The sequence below is a fragment of the Myroides sp. genome (genome assembly GCF_032073645.1).
In the GTDB taxonomy this organism is placed as follows: domain Bacteria; phylum Bacteroidota; class Bacteroidia; order Flavobacteriales; family Flavobacteriaceae; genus Flavobacterium; species Flavobacterium odoratimimum.
This window is the reverse complement of the sequence record NZ_DAMANB010000012.1, coordinates 77,553-95,684: the sequence shown is the minus strand read 5'-3', so window position 1 is coordinate 95,684 and position 18,132 is coordinate 77,553. Positions and strand designations below refer to the sequence as shown.

Genomic DNA, 18,132 nt, shown 5'->3' with positions numbered 1-18,132 from the left:
AGCGAGTATAAGATTTTATACTCGCTGTTTTTTTTGTGATGTTGTGGAGTTGTTTGTTGAAGGAGCTTGGTAGGCCCTCTAAGAGTATTTAACTATTAAACATCAGATGAAAACTGTTAAACCCAATCTCACATTAAAATTTTCTAATCTCCTTTTAATCCCCTATTCACATCTCTTTAAGACCGTCCTAATTATCGTGAAATAAGTTTGCCTTGTTAAAAAGAAAGTAAAAAAATAGACAAGAATTTATTTTATGCATATCACTAAAAGATCATTGTTATCCCTAGCTTTAGTACTGTCAGCGACAGTGACTAGCTATGCACAGGATAAAAAAGCACCTATCGTGGTGAGAGATGCGGAAACGCTAATTCCGCTACCTGGCGTGACTATCGAAGACATTACAAATGATAAAGTAGATATTACTTTAGACAATGGACAATTCGAATTAGACAATACAGACTTAAAAGAGATAAAACTACGCCTAACTTATATCGGATATACAGATAAAGAAATAACAATAAAGGTGGGAGATTATCCTTCATTTATAGACTTAGATGTAGAGGATAATTTATTAGAAGGAATTGTCGTAACAGGATATACTAAACAGTCTCGTTCTAAAACAACAGGAGCTGTCAGTAAAATAGAAGCTCAAGCGATCAATAAATCACAAGTGAGTTCTATGGATCAAGCCTTACAAGGACAAGTGCCTGGGTTATATGTGGCTTCTCCTTCTGGGCAACCTGGTACTCCTGGTAGGGTGACTATCCGCGGTATCGGTTCTCTTCAGGATGAGAACACGAATCCTCTTTATGTATTAAATGGAATGCCTATCTCTCCTGCTACATTTTCTGCTCTGAATCCTGAAGACTTTGAAGATATCACTGTTCTAAAAGATGCAGCGGCTACTGCTCAGTATGGTTCTAGAGGAGCTAATGGGGTGATCGTAATCACTTCTAAGAAAGGGGCACATGACTCTGATGGATTAAGGGTAACTTATCAAACTCAATACGGGTATTCTGAAGCCAATAACAGCAAATGGGATATGATGAATACGAACCAACGTCTTCAGTTCGAAGAAATGCTTCAAGACCAAGACTTACCTGGATGGGCATATTCTAGAAACAACCCTTATAAGACAGTAAATGGTGTACAGGTAGCTAAGACAGATGTTGATTATATAGAAGGAGATAGACGATTAGCTGAGATTAGACAGACTAATATTGATTGGAAAAAGAAGTTAATGAGAAGAGGGATTAATCAATCTCATAACTTAAGCTTCCAAGGGGGCGATGATAAGACTCAACACTATACTTCATTAAACTACTTCAAACAAGATGGTGTATTATACAACTCAGGTATAGAAAAGTTCAATGTGAATAGTAATATTCACCATAAGTCTGGTAGATTGAGTACTAACTTCTTCTTCAACTTAGCGAATATTAATAGTCAAACTTCAGAGTCTGACTTTGATGTAAGCGAGACAAATCCTGTAGCTTCTATGTACTTCGCGTTACCTTATGAGAATCCGTATGATGAAGATGGAAAACTTACTCCTGGTACGAATAGATTTGGTACAAATGCTTTAGCAATGTATAACGATGTTAGCCGAAGAGAAAAACAGCAGAAAGGTGTATTAGCAGGTAACTTTGCTTTTGATATTACAGATGACTTTAAACTTACTAGTACAATAGGGGTTGATTATACTAAGCTAAGTAATACACATATCATCAAACCTGATACGTACTTCGGAGACCTAGTAGAAGAAGGTGGTAAAGGAATGTATAGTCAAGGTGATCAGACTAACATCGGGCTAATGGCTAACTTCGGGGCTAACTATAAATACAGATGGGATGCACACGAGATAGAAGCGATAGCCTTAATGGAGATGAATAGACAGAAGTATAACTATCACGGCTTTACAGGATATGGGTTAATAGATGGGCTAGACCATACCGCAGGTGGTATCACACCAGGTACACCTGAGAATGACTTCATTCCTAAGATAGAGGGTAGAGCTTCTGAGAACTTATTACTTTCTCAAGTTGCTTTAGTGAGATACTCATATGAGAACAGATTTACGTTGTCTACGAGCTTAAGAAGAGATGGTTCATCCCGTGTACCTCGTAATAACAGATATAAGTACTTCTATGCTGTGGGAGGTAGTTGGAATATGAAAACAGAAGACTTTATGCAGAATATAGATGTTATCTCTATGGCACGTTTAAGAGCTAGTTATGGATTAACAGGTAATGCTAATGGCTTCGCTAGTGACTTCGGGTACCGCCGTCTTTATGGCCCTGGTCAATACAACGGAGGTACTGCCCTTAACCCTATAACGCCAGGGAACAATCAGTACAACTGGGAAATGAATAAGATTCTAGACTTAGGGTTAGAGTTCGGTTTATTTGAAAACAGATTAATTGGAGAAATAGACTTCTATAACCGTATTACGAGTGATTTATTCTTAGATAGATCTCTTTCTAGTACATCGGGGTTTGAATCCATAGCAGATAATATGGGTAAAATTCGAAACCGTGGTATTGAATTAAAACTGTCTGGAGATGTGGTAAGAAGTGGAGACTTCACCTTTAACTTAGGAGTTAACTTTGCTTATAACAAGAATAAAATCTTGAGCCTAGGAGATGAGGATGAAATCATCACAGAAGACTACTCTATCCATCAAGTCGGCAAGCAAATAGGACATTTCTATATGGTGAAATGGGCTGGTGTAGATCAGCAGACAGGTGCTCCACTCTATTATGACAAAGAAGGTAATATCACGACTACTTATGATCCTGATAATGCTGTATTAGTTAAAGGAGGGTTTGACCCTGCTATCAAAGGAGGGTTTACAACTAACTTTAAATACAAAAACTTAGAAGTAAGCGCCTTATTCTCTTTTATTAAAGGAATGTATAGACTTAACACAGGAGAGTTTTACAGAACATCCGCAGACCAAACTTACCGTATCTATAACCAGTCTACAAGTATGTTAGATATGTGGCAAAACCCTGGTGATGTCAGCGATAATCCTAGTGCAAAATACGCTCGTTATATGACTGATAGAGAGCTACAAAAAGCAGATTACTTAAAACTTAGAAACTTAAGTGTAAACTATAGATTTAAAGACTTCGGTAAATGGAATAAAATAGTGAAAGAGATCAATATATTCGCTCAAGGGCAAAACCTATTGACTTGGACAAACTTCAAAGGACAAGATCCTGAAGATGACAACAACTGGTACCAATATGAATACCCATTACCACGTACCATCACAGCAGGTGTAAAAGTAATTTTTTAAAGCAATGACAATGAGAACAACCATATATAAAATCAGTGCAATACTATGCTTAGCATTAGGAGCTATTAGTTTCCAGAGTTGTGATAGTATGCTAGATATAGACCCTAAAGATGCTGTAAATGAAGAACATATTTACAGTTCGGTTAAGCAATTTGAGTTTGGAGTATTAGGAGCTTATACAGAGCTAAACCTAGAATACAATACCTTAATCGGTTCGATCATGGCAGATGATTGTAAACTAGCTCCTAGTAATGCTGGGGTAAACTCTTATGCTGTCAATCTTAACCGATGGACTTTTAGCGCAGACGATGACCTTCTACAACAGATATGGATAGATTACTACCACAGCGTGTACAAGATTAACACACTACTAGAAAACATCCATAAAGTGCCTACTAGCAATGAGGCTGAAGTAGAAAAACTAAAGGAACTAAAGAGTGAATTACACGGTCTAAGAGCTTTAATACACTTCGAACTACACCGTATGTTTGGACAGTCTGAATACTTAGGGATGACAGCTTATACAATCCCTTATAAGACGAGTTCTGATGTATATGGGAAGCCAGGTAAACAAACAATACAAGACTTCTATAAACAACTAGAGAATGATCTAGTGGAAGCAGAACAGCATATTAATAAAGATACCACTATTCGCTTAAGTGAGGATGCTATCTTAGCTTTAACTGCACGTGTGGCATTATATTCACATGACTATACAAAAGCAGAAAGATATAGTACTCTGCTAATTAATAAATATCCACTAGCAACGGCAAAAGAGTTTGAAGGAATATGGGAGGACACTTCTAATGCTGAGGTTATTTTTAAACTGAAGCGCAACAATGATGACAACATTAGACCTAACATATTCTGGTATGACTTCAGCAATGGTAAAACACTGTACTATGCTTCACAGAAGCTAAGAGATCATTTTGACTCAGAAAATGACCAAAGGTATGAACACTTCTTCGGTATAGAAGATGATGCAGTCATCAGTAAATATGATGGTAGCGCATTCAACGATCGTATTAATGATTACAAAGTATTTCGCATCAGTGAAATGTATCTTATACGCGCAGAAGCATATCTAAAACTAGGTAATAATACCAGTGCTACTAATGATATTAATACGCTTAGAGACAATAGAATTAAAGATAATACTCACTTTACTACTGTGACGCTACAGGATGTATTACAAGAGCGTTTCTTAGAATTATCCTTCGAAGGACATCGCTATTTTGATTTAAAAAGATTAGGCTTGCCATTAGAAAGAGATTCACGTGATCTAGCAGTAGATACTGATAACACGATAATTAATGCTTTTGATGAATACTATCAACTACCTATTCCACAAAAAGAAGTACAAGCTAATCCAGCGTTAAAATACTAATACTAAAAAAGGCTATTCCTAAACAGAATAGCCTTTTTCATTTACAATAAACCTCGATTCATACTCTAAAGTATAAATCAACAATAGCAGGCCCCCACCTGCTATTGTTTTCGAAACAAACTAACCGTTATATCTGTATATTTTGACTTAATAATAACTTATCATATACAGTTACAACTTCTACATTAATTCCCCCAAACTAATGTATTTTTATATATTCGTCTTGGTGTTGCTCTAAAGCAAAACGCAATTCTTCAATAACTTCTTCCTTTAGTCTTTCTGGTGAAACGACTTTCACATATTTACCAAACTTCATGATTTGTTGCTTCAACTCATAATTTGGTTTTACTAATAAAGTAGCTAAAATACGTTCTCCACATACACTCTCTGTAATTACCTGAGATGAGTGAAGTGGGCAAGAATTTAAAACAGCTCTTTGACTCTTATCAAATGAAAGGACTACTTCGTGAACATCTTGATCGGTAAAGTTTAAGCCTATAATTTCACTAAACTTAGTTCTAGCTGACTCTGAGCATCCTTTAAAACGTTCGTTCTCAATCATCACATCTGATATAGTATCTAAAAAGTAAGTATGGTAATCATTATCTTCTAACGCAACAACATACCACGCATCTTCAAATTCTTTAAACAGTATAGGTGCTATTTTCACACGATATGGCTCTCCTTCTGACTGATTAGTATAAGTAAAAGATATTTTTTGATTTTTCGTCATTGCTGTATAGATCATTCTAATCGTATCTATTGGCAATACTCCTTTCTTAGATACTGGATCGATATAAGTAGAAGCTGACTCCCTAGATCCATTACTCGAATTAAGTATATCTGTAGTTACCAGATCTTTTAAATGTAATAAAACTTGATTTGCTCTTGCCAAATATTTAGGAGCAATATAATACCCTTTTTTAGCATTATCTAGTGATACCTCTACCCCAAACTCTGTAGACAAGTCACTAAGTGCGCGATACAGTGTACGTTCACTAATATCAATGTCATAACTTGCTAAGTACTCTAAAAGCTTTTCCCGCGAAGGATAATGATTTTGATTCAGGTAATTTAATACCAAAAAATAATAGCGTAATTTCTTCATTTTAACCCCAATTAAAATTAAGTGATAGTTGTGTTTTTTATAAATAACTAAATTAGCTTTTTTCTCTAATAAAAAAAACTATCTAATTGGGATACAAAAGTAATCCTATATAATAGAAGGTATTCAAAAATTGGGTGAAAGTGTCTTTTTTCTTAGTTAAGCCCAGTAATCTCAATTTGAGAATAGTTGAAATATTTATTCATAACCAGCTACTTCAACTATGTATTAACACATTTATAAATAGCTTAAATCAGGCAACGATAAGGTTATTTGATTACACCTTTATTAATAAAAATAGCGTCTATTTTAAATATAGACGCTATGGGGACACTCTAAATTCTTAGCTAGCCAACACTCTACTAGAAATTGCATCACAAGTTATACAACTCACAATATGCACGTTCTATACTAAGTATGGTTGATAGTAATGATACTTCTATACAATGTTCGCTCCTAATTAAAAAACAATTCGCTCATCTAAAAGAACATTACAAACATATTAATTTACCAATCTTCATAATCTAAAAAAAAGTAAAGCAAGTAATTTATTGAGTAAAGAAACTACTAACCACAATATACAGGTATAAAAAAGGAGTCACTTTACCCATGACTCCCTCTTCTTATACTATATAACTCAGATACTATCTCACTAGATAAATACCATCTTCTTTTATCTCTATCTTCTTCTCTTTATAAAGAGTTCCTATTGCCTTTTTAAAGGTCTTTTTACTCATGTTTAGAACTGTCTTGATATCTTCTGGATGACTATTATCATTCAGCCCTAAGAAACCTCTGTTGTGCTCTAATTCTCTGATAATAATTGTAGCACTGTCTACTACTCCATCAAAACCTAATTTGTTTCTACTAACGTCTATTTTTCCATCAGGACGAATAGATTTAATATACCCTATGATACGATCTCCTGTGTGTAACTCTTCAAACACTTCATTCTTATACATAAGACCAGCATGTTTTTCATTGATAATTACATTAATACCTAAATCTGTAATATGAGATACAACTAGTTCTACTTCTTCTCCTTCTTCTACAGTAATATCCTTATTATCGACAAACTGCTTTAATTTACTAGAACCTACCAATCGCTTACTTTGATCATCAAGATACATATAGATCAGATATCTATTCCCTTCTTTCATAGGACGGGCTTGTTCTCTAAATGGAACGAACAAATCCTTTTCTAACCCCATATCCATAAAGGCTCCATATTCATTAATGTAGCTTACTTTTAATAACGCAAACTCATTTACATATATTTTAGGCTCTAAAGTAGTAGCTACTGGTCTTTCTTCTTGATCTAAGTAAACAAAGACAATCATCTCATCTCCAACTCTAATATTCTCAGGTTCGTATTTACTAGGTAAAAGAATATCTGTTTCACCATCTGTTAAATAAAGTCCAATACCCGCTAAACGAGCAACCTTTAATTTATTATCATCTCCTATTTTAATCATATTCTTGTATATCTTTTATATTGTGAACTTAAGTTCACTTTTACTTTAATTCTAAGTCAAAAATGTCCTTCAATACCTCTACTTCAGGATTAATCTCTATAAAATGTTGGTACTTATCTTTTGAGTCTAATACTCTCTTAACTAGCTTAATCTCTTCGTTTACAGTAATATTTAATTCAATTGCAAAGTTCTGTAATTTTTTGCGAAGGTAATTAACCAAGTCATACTTATTCTCTTCAAAACTCAATTTAGAACCCTCATTTGGCAATTCTAATTCAATACGAGCTTCATACAAAGTAGGTTGAGCCATTCGCATTAAAGAAGCCATTAGCATTAATCCTGCTCTAGTCAAACGATCTATATAATAGTTCCATTCTCCCATTAACTGATCATAGGTAAAAGCCTGTTTAGGTAAGTCATCAGGGTTAATTACAACTTTTTCTAGAGACGAAGCCAACTCTTTTCTGTTTCGAATACTAGTCAACGATAAGGCAGAAGCTCTTTTAGGTTGTTCTGCTATAGGATTAGTATTACTTTCTATATTGAGTGACTGATTATTTAATGACTCACTTGCCTGAGGTTGTACTAGATGATTTGACTCAACAGTTTGAGCTCCTTGAGGAGCAACTGTATTATCATATTGATTATTTACACTTTGAGCATAGCCACCTTGCTCTACTACAGGTACATTATTAGGCACTTGTATGTTTTGAGCTGATTGGTGAATACTATTTACCTCTTGTACAGATGTGTTTTTACTTACACTTGCCAAAGCATTTAACTCATCTAAATTACTTGTAAATTGTCTATTATGAAGTAATTCTTTAAGCGCTAAAGCTGGTATTATAAATTGTTTATCTTTTTTTTTTCGCCTTCAAAAGATAAAGACGCTAACTGCATTAGACACAATTCTACTAGTAATCTCTGGTTTTGACTTGATTTATACTTTAAATCACAATCATTCGCTATCTCTATTGCTTGTAACAAGAAAGGCATTGATGTTTGTTGTGACTGATTATAAAACAATTGTTTTCCATGATCTCCAATCTCTAATAGATTGATTGTCTCAGGTGTTTTACAAACCATCAAATCTCTAAAGTGAGAAGCCAATCCAGATACAAAATGGTGTCCATCAAATCCTTTAGATAAGATATCATTATACGCTAGTAATAATGCAGGAATATTATTCTGTAAAACAAAATCAGTGATACGAATATAATATTCAAAGTCTAATACATTAAGATTTTCAGCAACAGCTTGTCTTGTTAAGTTTCTACCACAATAAGAAACAACTCTATCAAATATAGATAATGCATCACGCATAGCACCATCAGCTTTCTGCGCTATAATACGCAAGGCATCATCCTCAAAGTTGACTCCTTGACTTCTAGCAACATCAGCTAAGTGATTAGCCGCATCAGCAATAGTGATTCGTTTAAAATCAAATATCTGACATCTAGATAAGATAGTTGGTATGATCTTATGCTTCTCGGTAGTTGCTAATATAAAAATAGCATGACGAGGCGGTTCTTCTAATGTTTTTAAGAAAGCATTAAACGCTGCAGAAGATAGCATGTGCACCTCATCTATAATATACACCTTATACTTTCCAGTCTGTGGTGGTATACGCACTTGATCAATAAGACTTCTGATATCATCCACTGAGTTATTAGACGCAGCATCTAATTCAAATACATTAAATGCAAAGTCCTCATTTGGATCATCATATCCCTCTTGGTTTATCTTTCTAGCTAAAATACGAGCACATGTCGTCTTACCTACTCCTCTAGGTCCTGTAAATAACAAAGCCTGTGCTAAGTGATTACTCTCAATAGCATTAACTAGAGTACTTGTAATAGCTTGTTGGCCTACTACATCTCTAAATGTTTGGGGTCTATATTTTCGGGCAGATACGATAAATTGTTCCATAGGTCTCTTATTATCGCAAAGGTAGTTTATTTTTTAGAATACAGAAATTATTCTCTTAACTCAGCAGGGAAAAACTCATCTTTACCTATCTTGTTTGACCACTGTTTTCTAAGTTCATTTAAGTGAATAGGCTTATGAGGCTCTCTGCTTTCTAACTCAAAAGTATAAAACAAATACTGTAACTGTACTTCTATATAAAAGTCATCCAAATAAAGTTCTGGATGATACTCCGACTTCAAATCTAAACTGAATGTTCGGGCGGCAGTATTAGACCAAAAAGCCTTCCACCCACTTTTAAACTCCTTAATCAATTTATATACAGTCTGTCCTGTCTGACGATCAATAAGCTTAATCAGCACTTTCCCATCATTACGAGACAGTTTCTTTAATCTCGCTGTAAACTGTTCTTCTAGATATTTCTGAGAGCGTTTTATATATTTACGCTTATCACTATTACTAGTCATCTTATCTAGGTTTGCATTAAGAATCACTAGATTCTCTGCTGTTGCCTTTGCATAAGGATATACTCTACGCAATCTATTGCGAAGAATAATCATATCACGTCGATACTTCTCGTCTTTAATATCTACCCCAATATAAATCTCAGGAATAGTATATTCCTGTATAGTATCTCCTTCTATTATGAGTTCATGCGGTATCTCTGGTACTTCAACTAGCTTCTTATCTTGTGCAATAAGGTATTGCACAAAAAACACAAAACTAATTACTAAAAGCTTTTTCATAACCTAAATTATACTCCAAAATTATCTCTTTTTGTTGAGTAATAATAATAGTATTAGGTAAATTAGCAAAAAAATAAAATCATGAGTACAAAGACAATTCTAGATGACAGTTCACTAGCTTTTTTAGAAACATATTTAAATAACCCATCTCCTACTGGACATGAGTCAAATAACCAAAAGACTTGGATGGAATATCTAAAACCTTATGTAGACACTTTTATTACAGACACTTATGGTACTGCTGTAGGAATAATCAATCCTGATGCTCCTTATAAAGTTGTGATAGAAGGACACGCTGACGAAATCTCTTGGTACGTTAAGTATATCACTGAAGAAGGTTTTATTCACGTAGTTAGAAATGGTGGTAGTGATCACATGATCGCCCCTTCTAAACGAGTACATATCCATACTAAAAAAGGAATTGTAGAAGGTGTATTCGGATGGCCTGCTATACACATCAGAAATAGAGCTGGAAAAGAAGAATCTCCAAAAATAGAAACAAACTTTATTGACCTAGGATGTGACTCTAAGGCTGAAGTAGAAGCATTAGGAGTACATGTAGGTTGTGTGATTACATACCCTGACACTTTCACTATCTTAAACAATAATCGTTTTGTATGTCGTGCTATTGACAACAGAATGGGTGGTTTTATGATTGCACAAGTAGCTCGTTTATTAAAGGAGAATAACAAGGCACTACCTTTTGGACTTTATATCGTAAACGCAGTTCAAGAAGAAGTAGGATTAAGAGGTGCTGAAATGATCACACAAACGATTAAACCTAATGTAGCTATCGTAACAGATGTTTGTCATGATTCTAATACACCGATGGTAGACAAGAATATCGAAGGGGATAATAAGATTGGTAGAGGTCCTGTAGTAGGATATGCTCCTGCTATCCAAAATAACTTAAGAGAGTTAATCGAAGAAACAGCTGAGTATAACAATATTCCTTTCCAACGCAATGCCATGAGCAGAGTAACAGGTACAGATACAGATGCCTTTGCTTATAGCAATGGAGGTGTTGCTTCAGCACTTATCTCTCTTCCTCTAAGATATATGCATACTACAGTAGAGATGGTTCACAGAGATGATGTTGAAAACACAATCAAACTAATCTACGAAACACTACTTAAAATAGAGAATAACGAAACTTTTTCGTACTTTAAATAACATAGTAAGGCAGCCATTCGCTGCCTTATTTTTTATGAATTATCTACCAATTTTATACAAACAAATCAAAGGAATATGATTAAATCCTCTATCTTTGAATAAAAATACATTTAGATAATGTCCAATTACAATCGCAACAAAAATAAAGTTGCAAAACTAAATACAAACTTAACTCTTGCACAAATCATTGAGCAAGCAGGTACCAATCCAGAATATAGAATTGTATTTTACAATCGTTTTTTAAAAGATGATATTTATGTGCTCGTTGAAAAAGGAGCTTTAGAAGGTAAGACTGATGGTAGCATGGATCCTACACCTCCTATTATTGCTTTTGAGAACAACTGTATTCCTGTATTTACACATCCAGATAGAATATACGATGCTAGTGCTATACATCAAGAAATGGATTATATGAAAGTAAGAGGAAATGACTTCTTAGAAATGACACTAGGAGCTACTATCATTGTCAATCCTTTTTCTAAAGTATACAAAGAATTAGTCGTAGAAGAAATAGCAGAAATGCTGAACGGTAGTATATTCAACACCTTAAGTAGCCCTGTATTAAAAGCTCAGATGAATGTAAAAATAGGAGCACCAGAGACTGAACCTACTGTTTTATTAGAAGAGTTAAAAACTGCCTTTTCTGAGCACGAACTTATTAACGCAGCTTATATCGGTTGGACATTTAATGAGATCTTAGATAAAAATGCTCATTATGTATTCGCGATAGAGTGCGCTAAAGAATTAACTGATTTTAAAGAAGTAGCAGATTTAATCTCTAACTTCTGTAAACCTCATTTAACGAAAGAGGAATATATAGATATTATCAAGTTAGAAAAGAATGGAAACTTTAGCGATTATTTCTATAATCACGCCACTCCTTTCTACACAAAATAACAAACAATGGCAAAGGAAGCTAAATTCACCCCTATCGACTTAGAATCGTGGAACAGGACTCCTTACTATGAATATTACCGAAATATTCTAAAGACAAAATATACGGTAAGTATTAAAATAGAAATTACAGAAGTATTCAGTCTATACAAAAGTAAAGGATACAAGTTCTTTCCTACCTTCTTATATATCATCATGAAAGCACTTAACAACAGTGAGGAGCTTCGCACTTGTATACATGAAGGTCAACTAGGCACATGGAATTTTTTAGCCCCACAATACACCCTCTTTCACGAAGATGACAAAACATTTTCTGATTTATGGAGTGAACACGCTGATGACTTTAAAGCTTTTCACCACAATATCATCTCTGATATCGAGAAGTACAAGGATGTTAAAGGAATAAAGATAAAAGAAGGTCTACCTGCTAATTTTGTTCCCATCTCTTGCGTTCCTTGGATTAGCTTTGAGAGCATTAGTCAAGATACTTCTCATGACTCTGATTTTTTAAAGCCAATTATTCGTTTTGGCAAGTATTATCAAGAGCATGATAAGGTTTTAATACCATTATCTATATATGTCAATCATGCTATAGCAGACGGATATCACACTTCCATGTTCTTACAAGACATACAAGATATCGCAAACGATGCTAGAAACTGGATATTATAAGGATTATCTCTACAAGAGGTAATCCTTTTTTTATTTCCTCCCTACTTCAATAAACCTCATTATCAAACAACTACCCTATCAATCCCTTCATAGTCTCTGTTAATTTATCCTTCTTAGACAAATAACCCCCTTGTCGCGTATATAATTAGTGTACTTTTGCCGATTCTAAAATTTTTAATATATGCCACAACAACATAAGAATAGTTTTTTCTTTTTAGTATATCTAGTAGGGTTAAGTATCATAGGGTTTTTAGCAACAGATATGTACTTACCAGCATTTGACAAGATGCGTATTGATCTTGACACCACTAAAAGTAATATTAGCGCTACCTTAAGTTTATTCCTTGCTGGATACGCTATCGCACAACTAATGTGGGGACCAATATCTGACAAAGTCGGTAAACCAAAAACCATTATAATAGGTCTTAGTATATTCACTATTTCCTCTTTAGCAATTTTCTTTACAGATAGCGTAATCGCCTTTATCGTATTAAGACTAATACAAGCTATCGGAGTATGTGCTGCTGCTGTTAGCTGGCAAGCCTTAGTTATAGAAAAATATCCTTCTAGCGAGACGAATAAGGTATTTGCATCTATTATGCCTTTAGTAGCCCTATCACCCGCTCTAGCGCCTTTATTAGGAGTATACTTATTAGATCATTTCGGATGGAGATCTATCTTTATCACATTAGCAATTATATCTGTTCTTCTGATTTTATACACTTTCACTATAAAAGAAGAAAAGAAAGTAGAAGAAACAGTACAAGTTGAAGCAAAGAGTATTTCTTATTTCGAAATACTTAAGTCAAAAAAATACGTAGGTAATGTACTTATCTATGCATTGTGCTCTGCTGCCTTCTTTGCATGGCTGACAGGATCACCTTTCTTCTTAAAAGAAATGGGATACAATGAAAGCGAAATAGGCTTTAGTTTTGTACCTCAGACCATTGCCTTCTTAGTAGGTGGCTTTGGATACAGAACACTATCTTCTAGAGTAAATGGAGACGTATTAATGCCTTTCTTTATAGCATTATTTGTTATCGCTATTAGTTCACTTACAGCATTAGCAGTGTTTACTACTCCTACCCTGACTACCTTATTAATCCCGTTTTGTTTAATGGCTTTTGTCAATGGAGCATCATACCCTATTGTAGTTTCAGAAGCTTTAAAGCTATATCCTAATAACTCAGGTAAAGCAGCTGCTCTGCAAAACACTATTCAATTAGGAATGTGTTTTATCGCTAGCTCCATAGTTTCTCTATTTACAGAAGACGCTTTATTTACTACTGTATTAGTTATGACCGGAACTATTCCACTAATATACATAGCCTACCGATTGACAAAAAGTTCAAAATAATAGACACAAAAAAAGGAACCTAAATATTTAGGTTCCTTTTTTTTATATATTCTATCTACATATTATGCGTTAGATACATCTACAGTAGTTGCTTCTGCAATTTGTTTGTAAGTACCATTCTCTAACTTCTCGCGGATAGCTTCATAAGCTTTTAATGTCTCATCGATATCCTCTTTAGTATGAGTTGCTGTAGGAATCATTCTCAATAAGATAATTCCTTTAGGAATAACTGGATAAACAACGATTGATAAGAAAATATTATAGTTCTCTCTCAAGTCATTTACCATAACCATTGCCTCAGGAATACTTCCTTCTAAGTACACAGGAGTAACACAAGTATTTGTATCACCGATGTTGAATCCTCTGTCTTTTAATCCATTCTGAAGTAAGTTTACATTCTCCCATAACTTCGCTTTTAACTCAGGATTAGTTCTTAAAAGCTCTAAACGTTTTAATGCTCCTTTAGTGAAAATCATTGGTAATGATTTTGCGAACATTTGAGAACGTAAATTATATTTTAAATAATCAATAATATCTTTATCTGCTGCTACGAAAGCTCCGATAGAAGCCATAGACTTAGCAAAAGTAGAGAAGTACACATCGATACCATCTTGACATCCTTGCTCCTCACCTGCTCCTGCTCCTGTAGCACCTAGAGTACCGAATCCATGAGCATCATCAACTAATAAACGGAAGTTGTATTTCTCTTTAAGAGCTACTATTTCTTTTAATTTACCTTGTTGACCTCTCATACCGAATACCCCCTCAGTGATCACTAAGATACCTCCACCTGTAGTTTCAGCCATTTTAGTTGCTCTCTCTAAGTTCTTTTCGATACTTTCGATATCATTGTGTTTATAAGTAAAACGTTTACCCATATGTAAACGAACACCATCAATAATACAAGCGTGAGAATCTACATCGTATACGATTACATCATTCTTCGTTACTAAAGCGTCGATGATAGAAACCATCCCTTGGTAACCAAAGTTTAATAAATAAGCTGCTTCTTTTTGTACGAATGCTGCTAATTCATTTTGTAATTGCTCGTGCATTGTAGTATGTCCAGACATCATACGAGCACCCATTGGATAAGCTGCTCCATATTCAGCAGCTGCTTCAGCATCTACTTTTCTAACTTCTGGGTGATTAGATAAACCTAAATAATCATTGATACTCCAGTTAATAACTTCTTTTCCATGAAACATCATACGATTTGACAAAGGTCCCTCTAGCTTAGGAAACACATAATATCCTTCCGCTTGAGATGCCCATTTTCCTAAAGGCCCTTTATTTTTCTGTATTCTGTCAAATAAATCGTTTACCATAATATAACTATGTTTAAAAAAACAATTGCAAAAATAATGATATTTTGTATGCTTTCATAATAAATAGGGAACTATTTGAACCGAAACCCCTCTAACTGTGATAGTATTAAATGCATTTTACATATAATATCTCAATATAAAAACGCGAACAAAATGACCATTTTTTTCACAAAACATCTAATGAAAAGTGTTTTTAAAATAAAAACCTCCCAATATGGGAGGTTTTTACTTCATATTTTTAATATAATGCAGGGTATAAATTAGGATTTACCTCATTCATCATTGCATAAACTTTTTCAAAAACATCTTCTGATGATGGCTTAGAGAAGTAATCTCCGTCTGTACCATAAGCAGGTCTGTGTGCTTTAGAAGTCAATGTTTGAGGATCGCTATCTAAGTGACGGTATCCTTTTTGTTCTTCTAACACTTTTTGAAGGATATAAGCAGAAGCACCACCTGGCACATCTTCATCGATAACTAACAGGCGATTTGTTTTAGCAAGACTCTTCACGATATCGTGGTTCAAGTCAAATGGCAATAAAGACTGAGCATCTATAATCTCAACATCTATTCCTACTTCTAACAACTCTTTTGCAGCTTGCTCTATAATTCTTAAGGTAGAACCATAAGATACGATTGTCATATCTTTTCCTTCTTTGATTGTCTCTACTACACCGATAGGAGTTTTAAACTGCCCTAAGTTATTAGGCATTTTCTCTTTTAAGCGGTATCCATTAAGACACTCGATTAATAAAGCAGGCTCATCACTCTCTAATAAAGTATTGTAGAATCCTGCTGCTTTTGTCATATCTCTTGGAACTAATACATGCATTCCTCTGATTGCATTTATAATCATCCCCATAGGAGATCCTGAATGCCAGATACCTTCTAATCTATGACCACGTGTTCTAACAATCAATGGAGCTTTTTGGCGACCTACTGTTCTATATTGAAGAGTAGCTAAATCATCACTCATGATTTGGATAGCATATAATAAGTAATCTAAGTACTGAATCTCAGCGATAGGTCTTAGCCCACGCATTGCCATACCGATACCTTGACCTAAGATAGTAGCCTCTCTAATACCAGTATCTGTTACTCTATTTAATCCATGTTTCTCTTGAAGTCCTTCTAATCCTTGGTTTACGTCACCGATATTACCAGAATCCTCTCCGAAGATCATCACATTTTTATGATTTTCTAAGATAGTATCGAAGTTATCTCTTAGTACTACACGAGCATCTACTTCTGTAGCATCTGCATCATAAGTAGGCAGTACCTCTTCAATAGCTGTAGCTGTACCCGTCATTAGGTGAGAGCTATATCTAGGTTGGTTCTTAGCGAAGAAATCATCGATATACTGCACTAATGCACCTTTACCTGATTCTTTAATCACCATTCTCAGTACCTTACGAGCTGTAGTGATTACATCTCTTCTGATTGGCTCTTTAATACCAGCTAAATCATTAGCCATCTTCTCTATAAATACTCTATTTGCACTAGATGCAGCTACAGTACCTAATAAAGCTACTAATTCATTACGCTCAGCGATGATTGGATCTACATAAGCTTTCCAAGCAGCTTTTTTGCCTTCTAGTACTTCTTTTTTAAGTTGTTTATCTAGCTCATCTAACTCTTCCGCAGTAGCAATATCAGAAGTAATCATCCAGTTTCTCATCTGAACGATACAATCGTGCTCTACTTCCCAAGCTAAACGCTCTGGACTCTTATATCTCTCATGAGAACCCGATGTAGAGTGTCCTTGAGGTTGAGTTAACTCTTGTACGTGTACTAATACAGGTACGTGCTCTTCTCTAGCTATTTTAGAAGCTTGGTTATAAGTATCTACTAAAGCTACATAATCCCATCCTTTCACACGTAAGATTTCATATCCATTACCATGCTCATCTCTTTGGAATCCTTTTAATATCTCAGAGATATTCTCTTTTGTAGTTTGGTATTTTGCGTGTACAGAGATACCGTATTGGTCATCCCACACATTCATTACCATAGGTACTTGTAATACCCCAGCAGCATTGATAGTCTCGAAGAATAATCCTTCTGAAGTAGAAGCATTACCTATCGTACCCCATGCTACCTCATTACCATTTACAGAAAAGTTTCCTTCCTTATCAGCATCTGCAAACTCTCTATAAAATTTAGAAGCTTGAGCTAATCCTAATAATCTAGGCATTTGCCCAGCTGTAGGTGATATATCTGCACTTGAGTTTTTTTGGTCAACTAATTTTTTCCAATTTCCGTTCTCGTCTAAGCTGTGAGTAGCGAAGTGCCCTCCCATCTGACGACCTCCAGACATCGGATCATTCTCTAAATCAGCATGTCCAAAAAGTCCTGCAAAAAATTGTTCTACTGTCAATTGTCCTATCGCCATCATAAAAGTCTGATCGCGGTAATATCCAGATCTAAAGTCTCCATTCTGAAAAGCCTTCGCCATAGCAAGCTGTGGCACCTCTTTTCCATCTCCAAAAATTCCAAACTTCGCTTTTCCAGTAAGCACTTCACGTCTACCAAGTAAACTACATTCTCTACTTAGTTTCGCAATCTTATAATCTTGAATTACTTCTTTCTTAAAATCATCGTAAGAAAGAGCCGTTTTTGTTTCTTTTTGACTCATTGTAAAATACACTAATTTACTTGTTACGAATATAAAATAATATCACTAAAAAAGCTAGTACATACTTCTTCATTATATTGAATTAATACATACATCTTTTGATAATCAATCAAAAAAACAGTAAAAAAATTAC

General features: G+C 34.7%; 13 protein-coding genes. 6 read left to right on the top strand and 7 right to left on the bottom strand.

The window, feature by feature from the left end; all coding sequences use genetic code 11:
- Window positions 1-253 precede the first annotated feature (253 nt).
- Together RT228_RS10525 and RT228_RS10520 are read left to right on the top strand one after the other, a co-directional pair.
- Window positions 254-3,301 carry a SusC/RagA family TonB-linked outer membrane protein gene (locus RT228_RS10525; protein ID WP_006259371.1) on the top strand — a complete coding sequence of 1,016 codons (3,048 nt, stop codon included), beginning with the start codon at window positions 254-256 and terminating at the stop codon, window positions 3,299-3,301.
- 10 nt (window positions 3,302-3,311) lie between these two features.
- On the top strand, window positions 3,312-4,688 hold the full coding sequence (locus RT228_RS10520) for a RagB/SusD family nutrient uptake outer membrane protein (protein ID WP_313138655.1): 1,377 nt from the start codon (window positions 3,312-3,314) through the stop codon (window positions 4,686-4,688).
- A gap of 199 nt (window positions 4,689-4,887) precedes the next feature.
- On the opposite strand, the gene RT228_RS10515 is transcribed toward RT228_RS10520, so the two are convergent.
- The 5 genes from RT228_RS10515 to RT228_RS10495 all read right to left on the bottom strand — a co-directional run bounded on the left by RT228_RS10515 (window position 4,888) and on the right by RT228_RS10495 (window position 9,940).
- Window positions 4,888-5,796: a helix-turn-helix transcriptional regulator gene (locus RT228_RS10515; RefSeq protein ID WP_006259373.1), complete on the bottom strand. Its 909-nt coding sequence runs from the start codon at window positions 5,794-5,796 to the stop codon at window positions 4,888-4,890.
- 641 nt (window positions 5,797-6,437) lie between these two features.
- Window positions 6,438-7,268 (bottom strand): S1 RNA-binding domain-containing protein, encoded by an 831-nt coding sequence (locus tag RT228_RS10510; protein ID WP_006259374.1) that lies wholly within the window; start codon window positions 7,266-7,268, stop codon window positions 6,438-6,440.
- A 40-nt stretch (window positions 7,269-7,308) separates the two neighbouring features.
- A complete protein-coding gene (locus RT228_RS10505) occupies window positions 7,309-8,040 on the bottom strand; it encodes a hypothetical protein (protein WP_006259375.1) in 732 nt (243 codons plus the stop codon).
- 71 nt (window positions 8,041-8,111) lie between these two features.
- Window positions 8,112-9,197: a DNA polymerase III subunit gamma/tau gene (gene dnaX / locus RT228_RS10500; protein ID WP_006259376.1), complete on the bottom strand. Its 1,086-nt coding sequence runs from the start codon at window positions 9,195-9,197 to the stop codon at window positions 8,112-8,114.
- A gap of 47 nt (window positions 9,198-9,244) precedes the next feature.
- The gene (locus RT228_RS10495; RefSeq protein WP_006259377.1) at window positions 9,245-9,940 is read right to left on the bottom strand and encodes a DUF4294 domain-containing protein; all 696 of its coding nucleotides are present in this window, start codon (window positions 9,938-9,940) and stop codon (window positions 9,245-9,247) included.
- A gap of 81 nt (window positions 9,941-10,021) precedes the next feature.
- Between RT228_RS10495 and RT228_RS10490 the strand changes: the two genes are divergently transcribed.
- From RT228_RS10490 to punC, 4 genes are all read left to right on the top strand, one after another.
- A complete protein-coding gene (locus RT228_RS10490) occupies window positions 10,022-11,113 on the top strand; it encodes a M42 family metallopeptidase (RefSeq protein ID WP_006259378.1) in 1,092 nt (363 codons plus the stop codon).
- Window positions 11,114-11,230: 117 nt separating this feature from the next.
- A complete protein-coding gene (locus tag RT228_RS10485; RefSeq protein ID WP_006259379.1) occupies window positions 11,231-12,010 on the top strand; it encodes an enhanced serine sensitivity protein SseB in 780 nt (259 codons plus the stop codon).
- A 6-nt stretch (window positions 12,011-12,016) separates the two neighbouring features.
- Window positions 12,017-12,679 carry a chloramphenicol acetyltransferase gene (locus tag RT228_RS10480; RefSeq protein ID WP_006259380.1) on the top strand — a complete coding sequence of 221 codons (663 nt, stop codon included), beginning with the start codon at window positions 12,017-12,019 and terminating at the stop codon, window positions 12,677-12,679.
- Between the two features lie 181 nt (window positions 12,680-12,860).
- A complete protein-coding gene (gene punC / locus RT228_RS10475) occupies window positions 12,861-14,036 on the top strand; it encodes a purine nucleoside transporter PunC (protein ID WP_006259381.1) in 1,176 nt (391 codons plus the stop codon).
- 62 nt (window positions 14,037-14,098) lie between these two features.
- Here punC and RT228_RS10470 read toward each other — a convergent pair whose 3' ends face one another.
- Together RT228_RS10470 and RT228_RS10465 are read right to left on the bottom strand one after the other, a co-directional pair.
- Window positions 14,099-15,364 carry an aminotransferase class I/II-fold pyridoxal phosphate-dependent enzyme gene (locus RT228_RS10470; RefSeq protein ID WP_006259382.1) on the bottom strand — a complete coding sequence of 422 codons (1,266 nt, stop codon included), beginning with the start codon at window positions 15,362-15,364 and terminating at the stop codon, window positions 14,099-14,101.
- 238 nt (window positions 15,365-15,602) lie between these two features.
- Window positions 15,603-17,999, bottom strand: coding sequence for a thiamine pyrophosphate-dependent enzyme (locus RT228_RS10465; RefSeq protein ID WP_006259383.1), 2,397 nt, complete (start codon window positions 17,997-17,999; stop codon window positions 15,603-15,605).
- Window positions 18,000-18,132 lie beyond the last annotated feature (133 nt).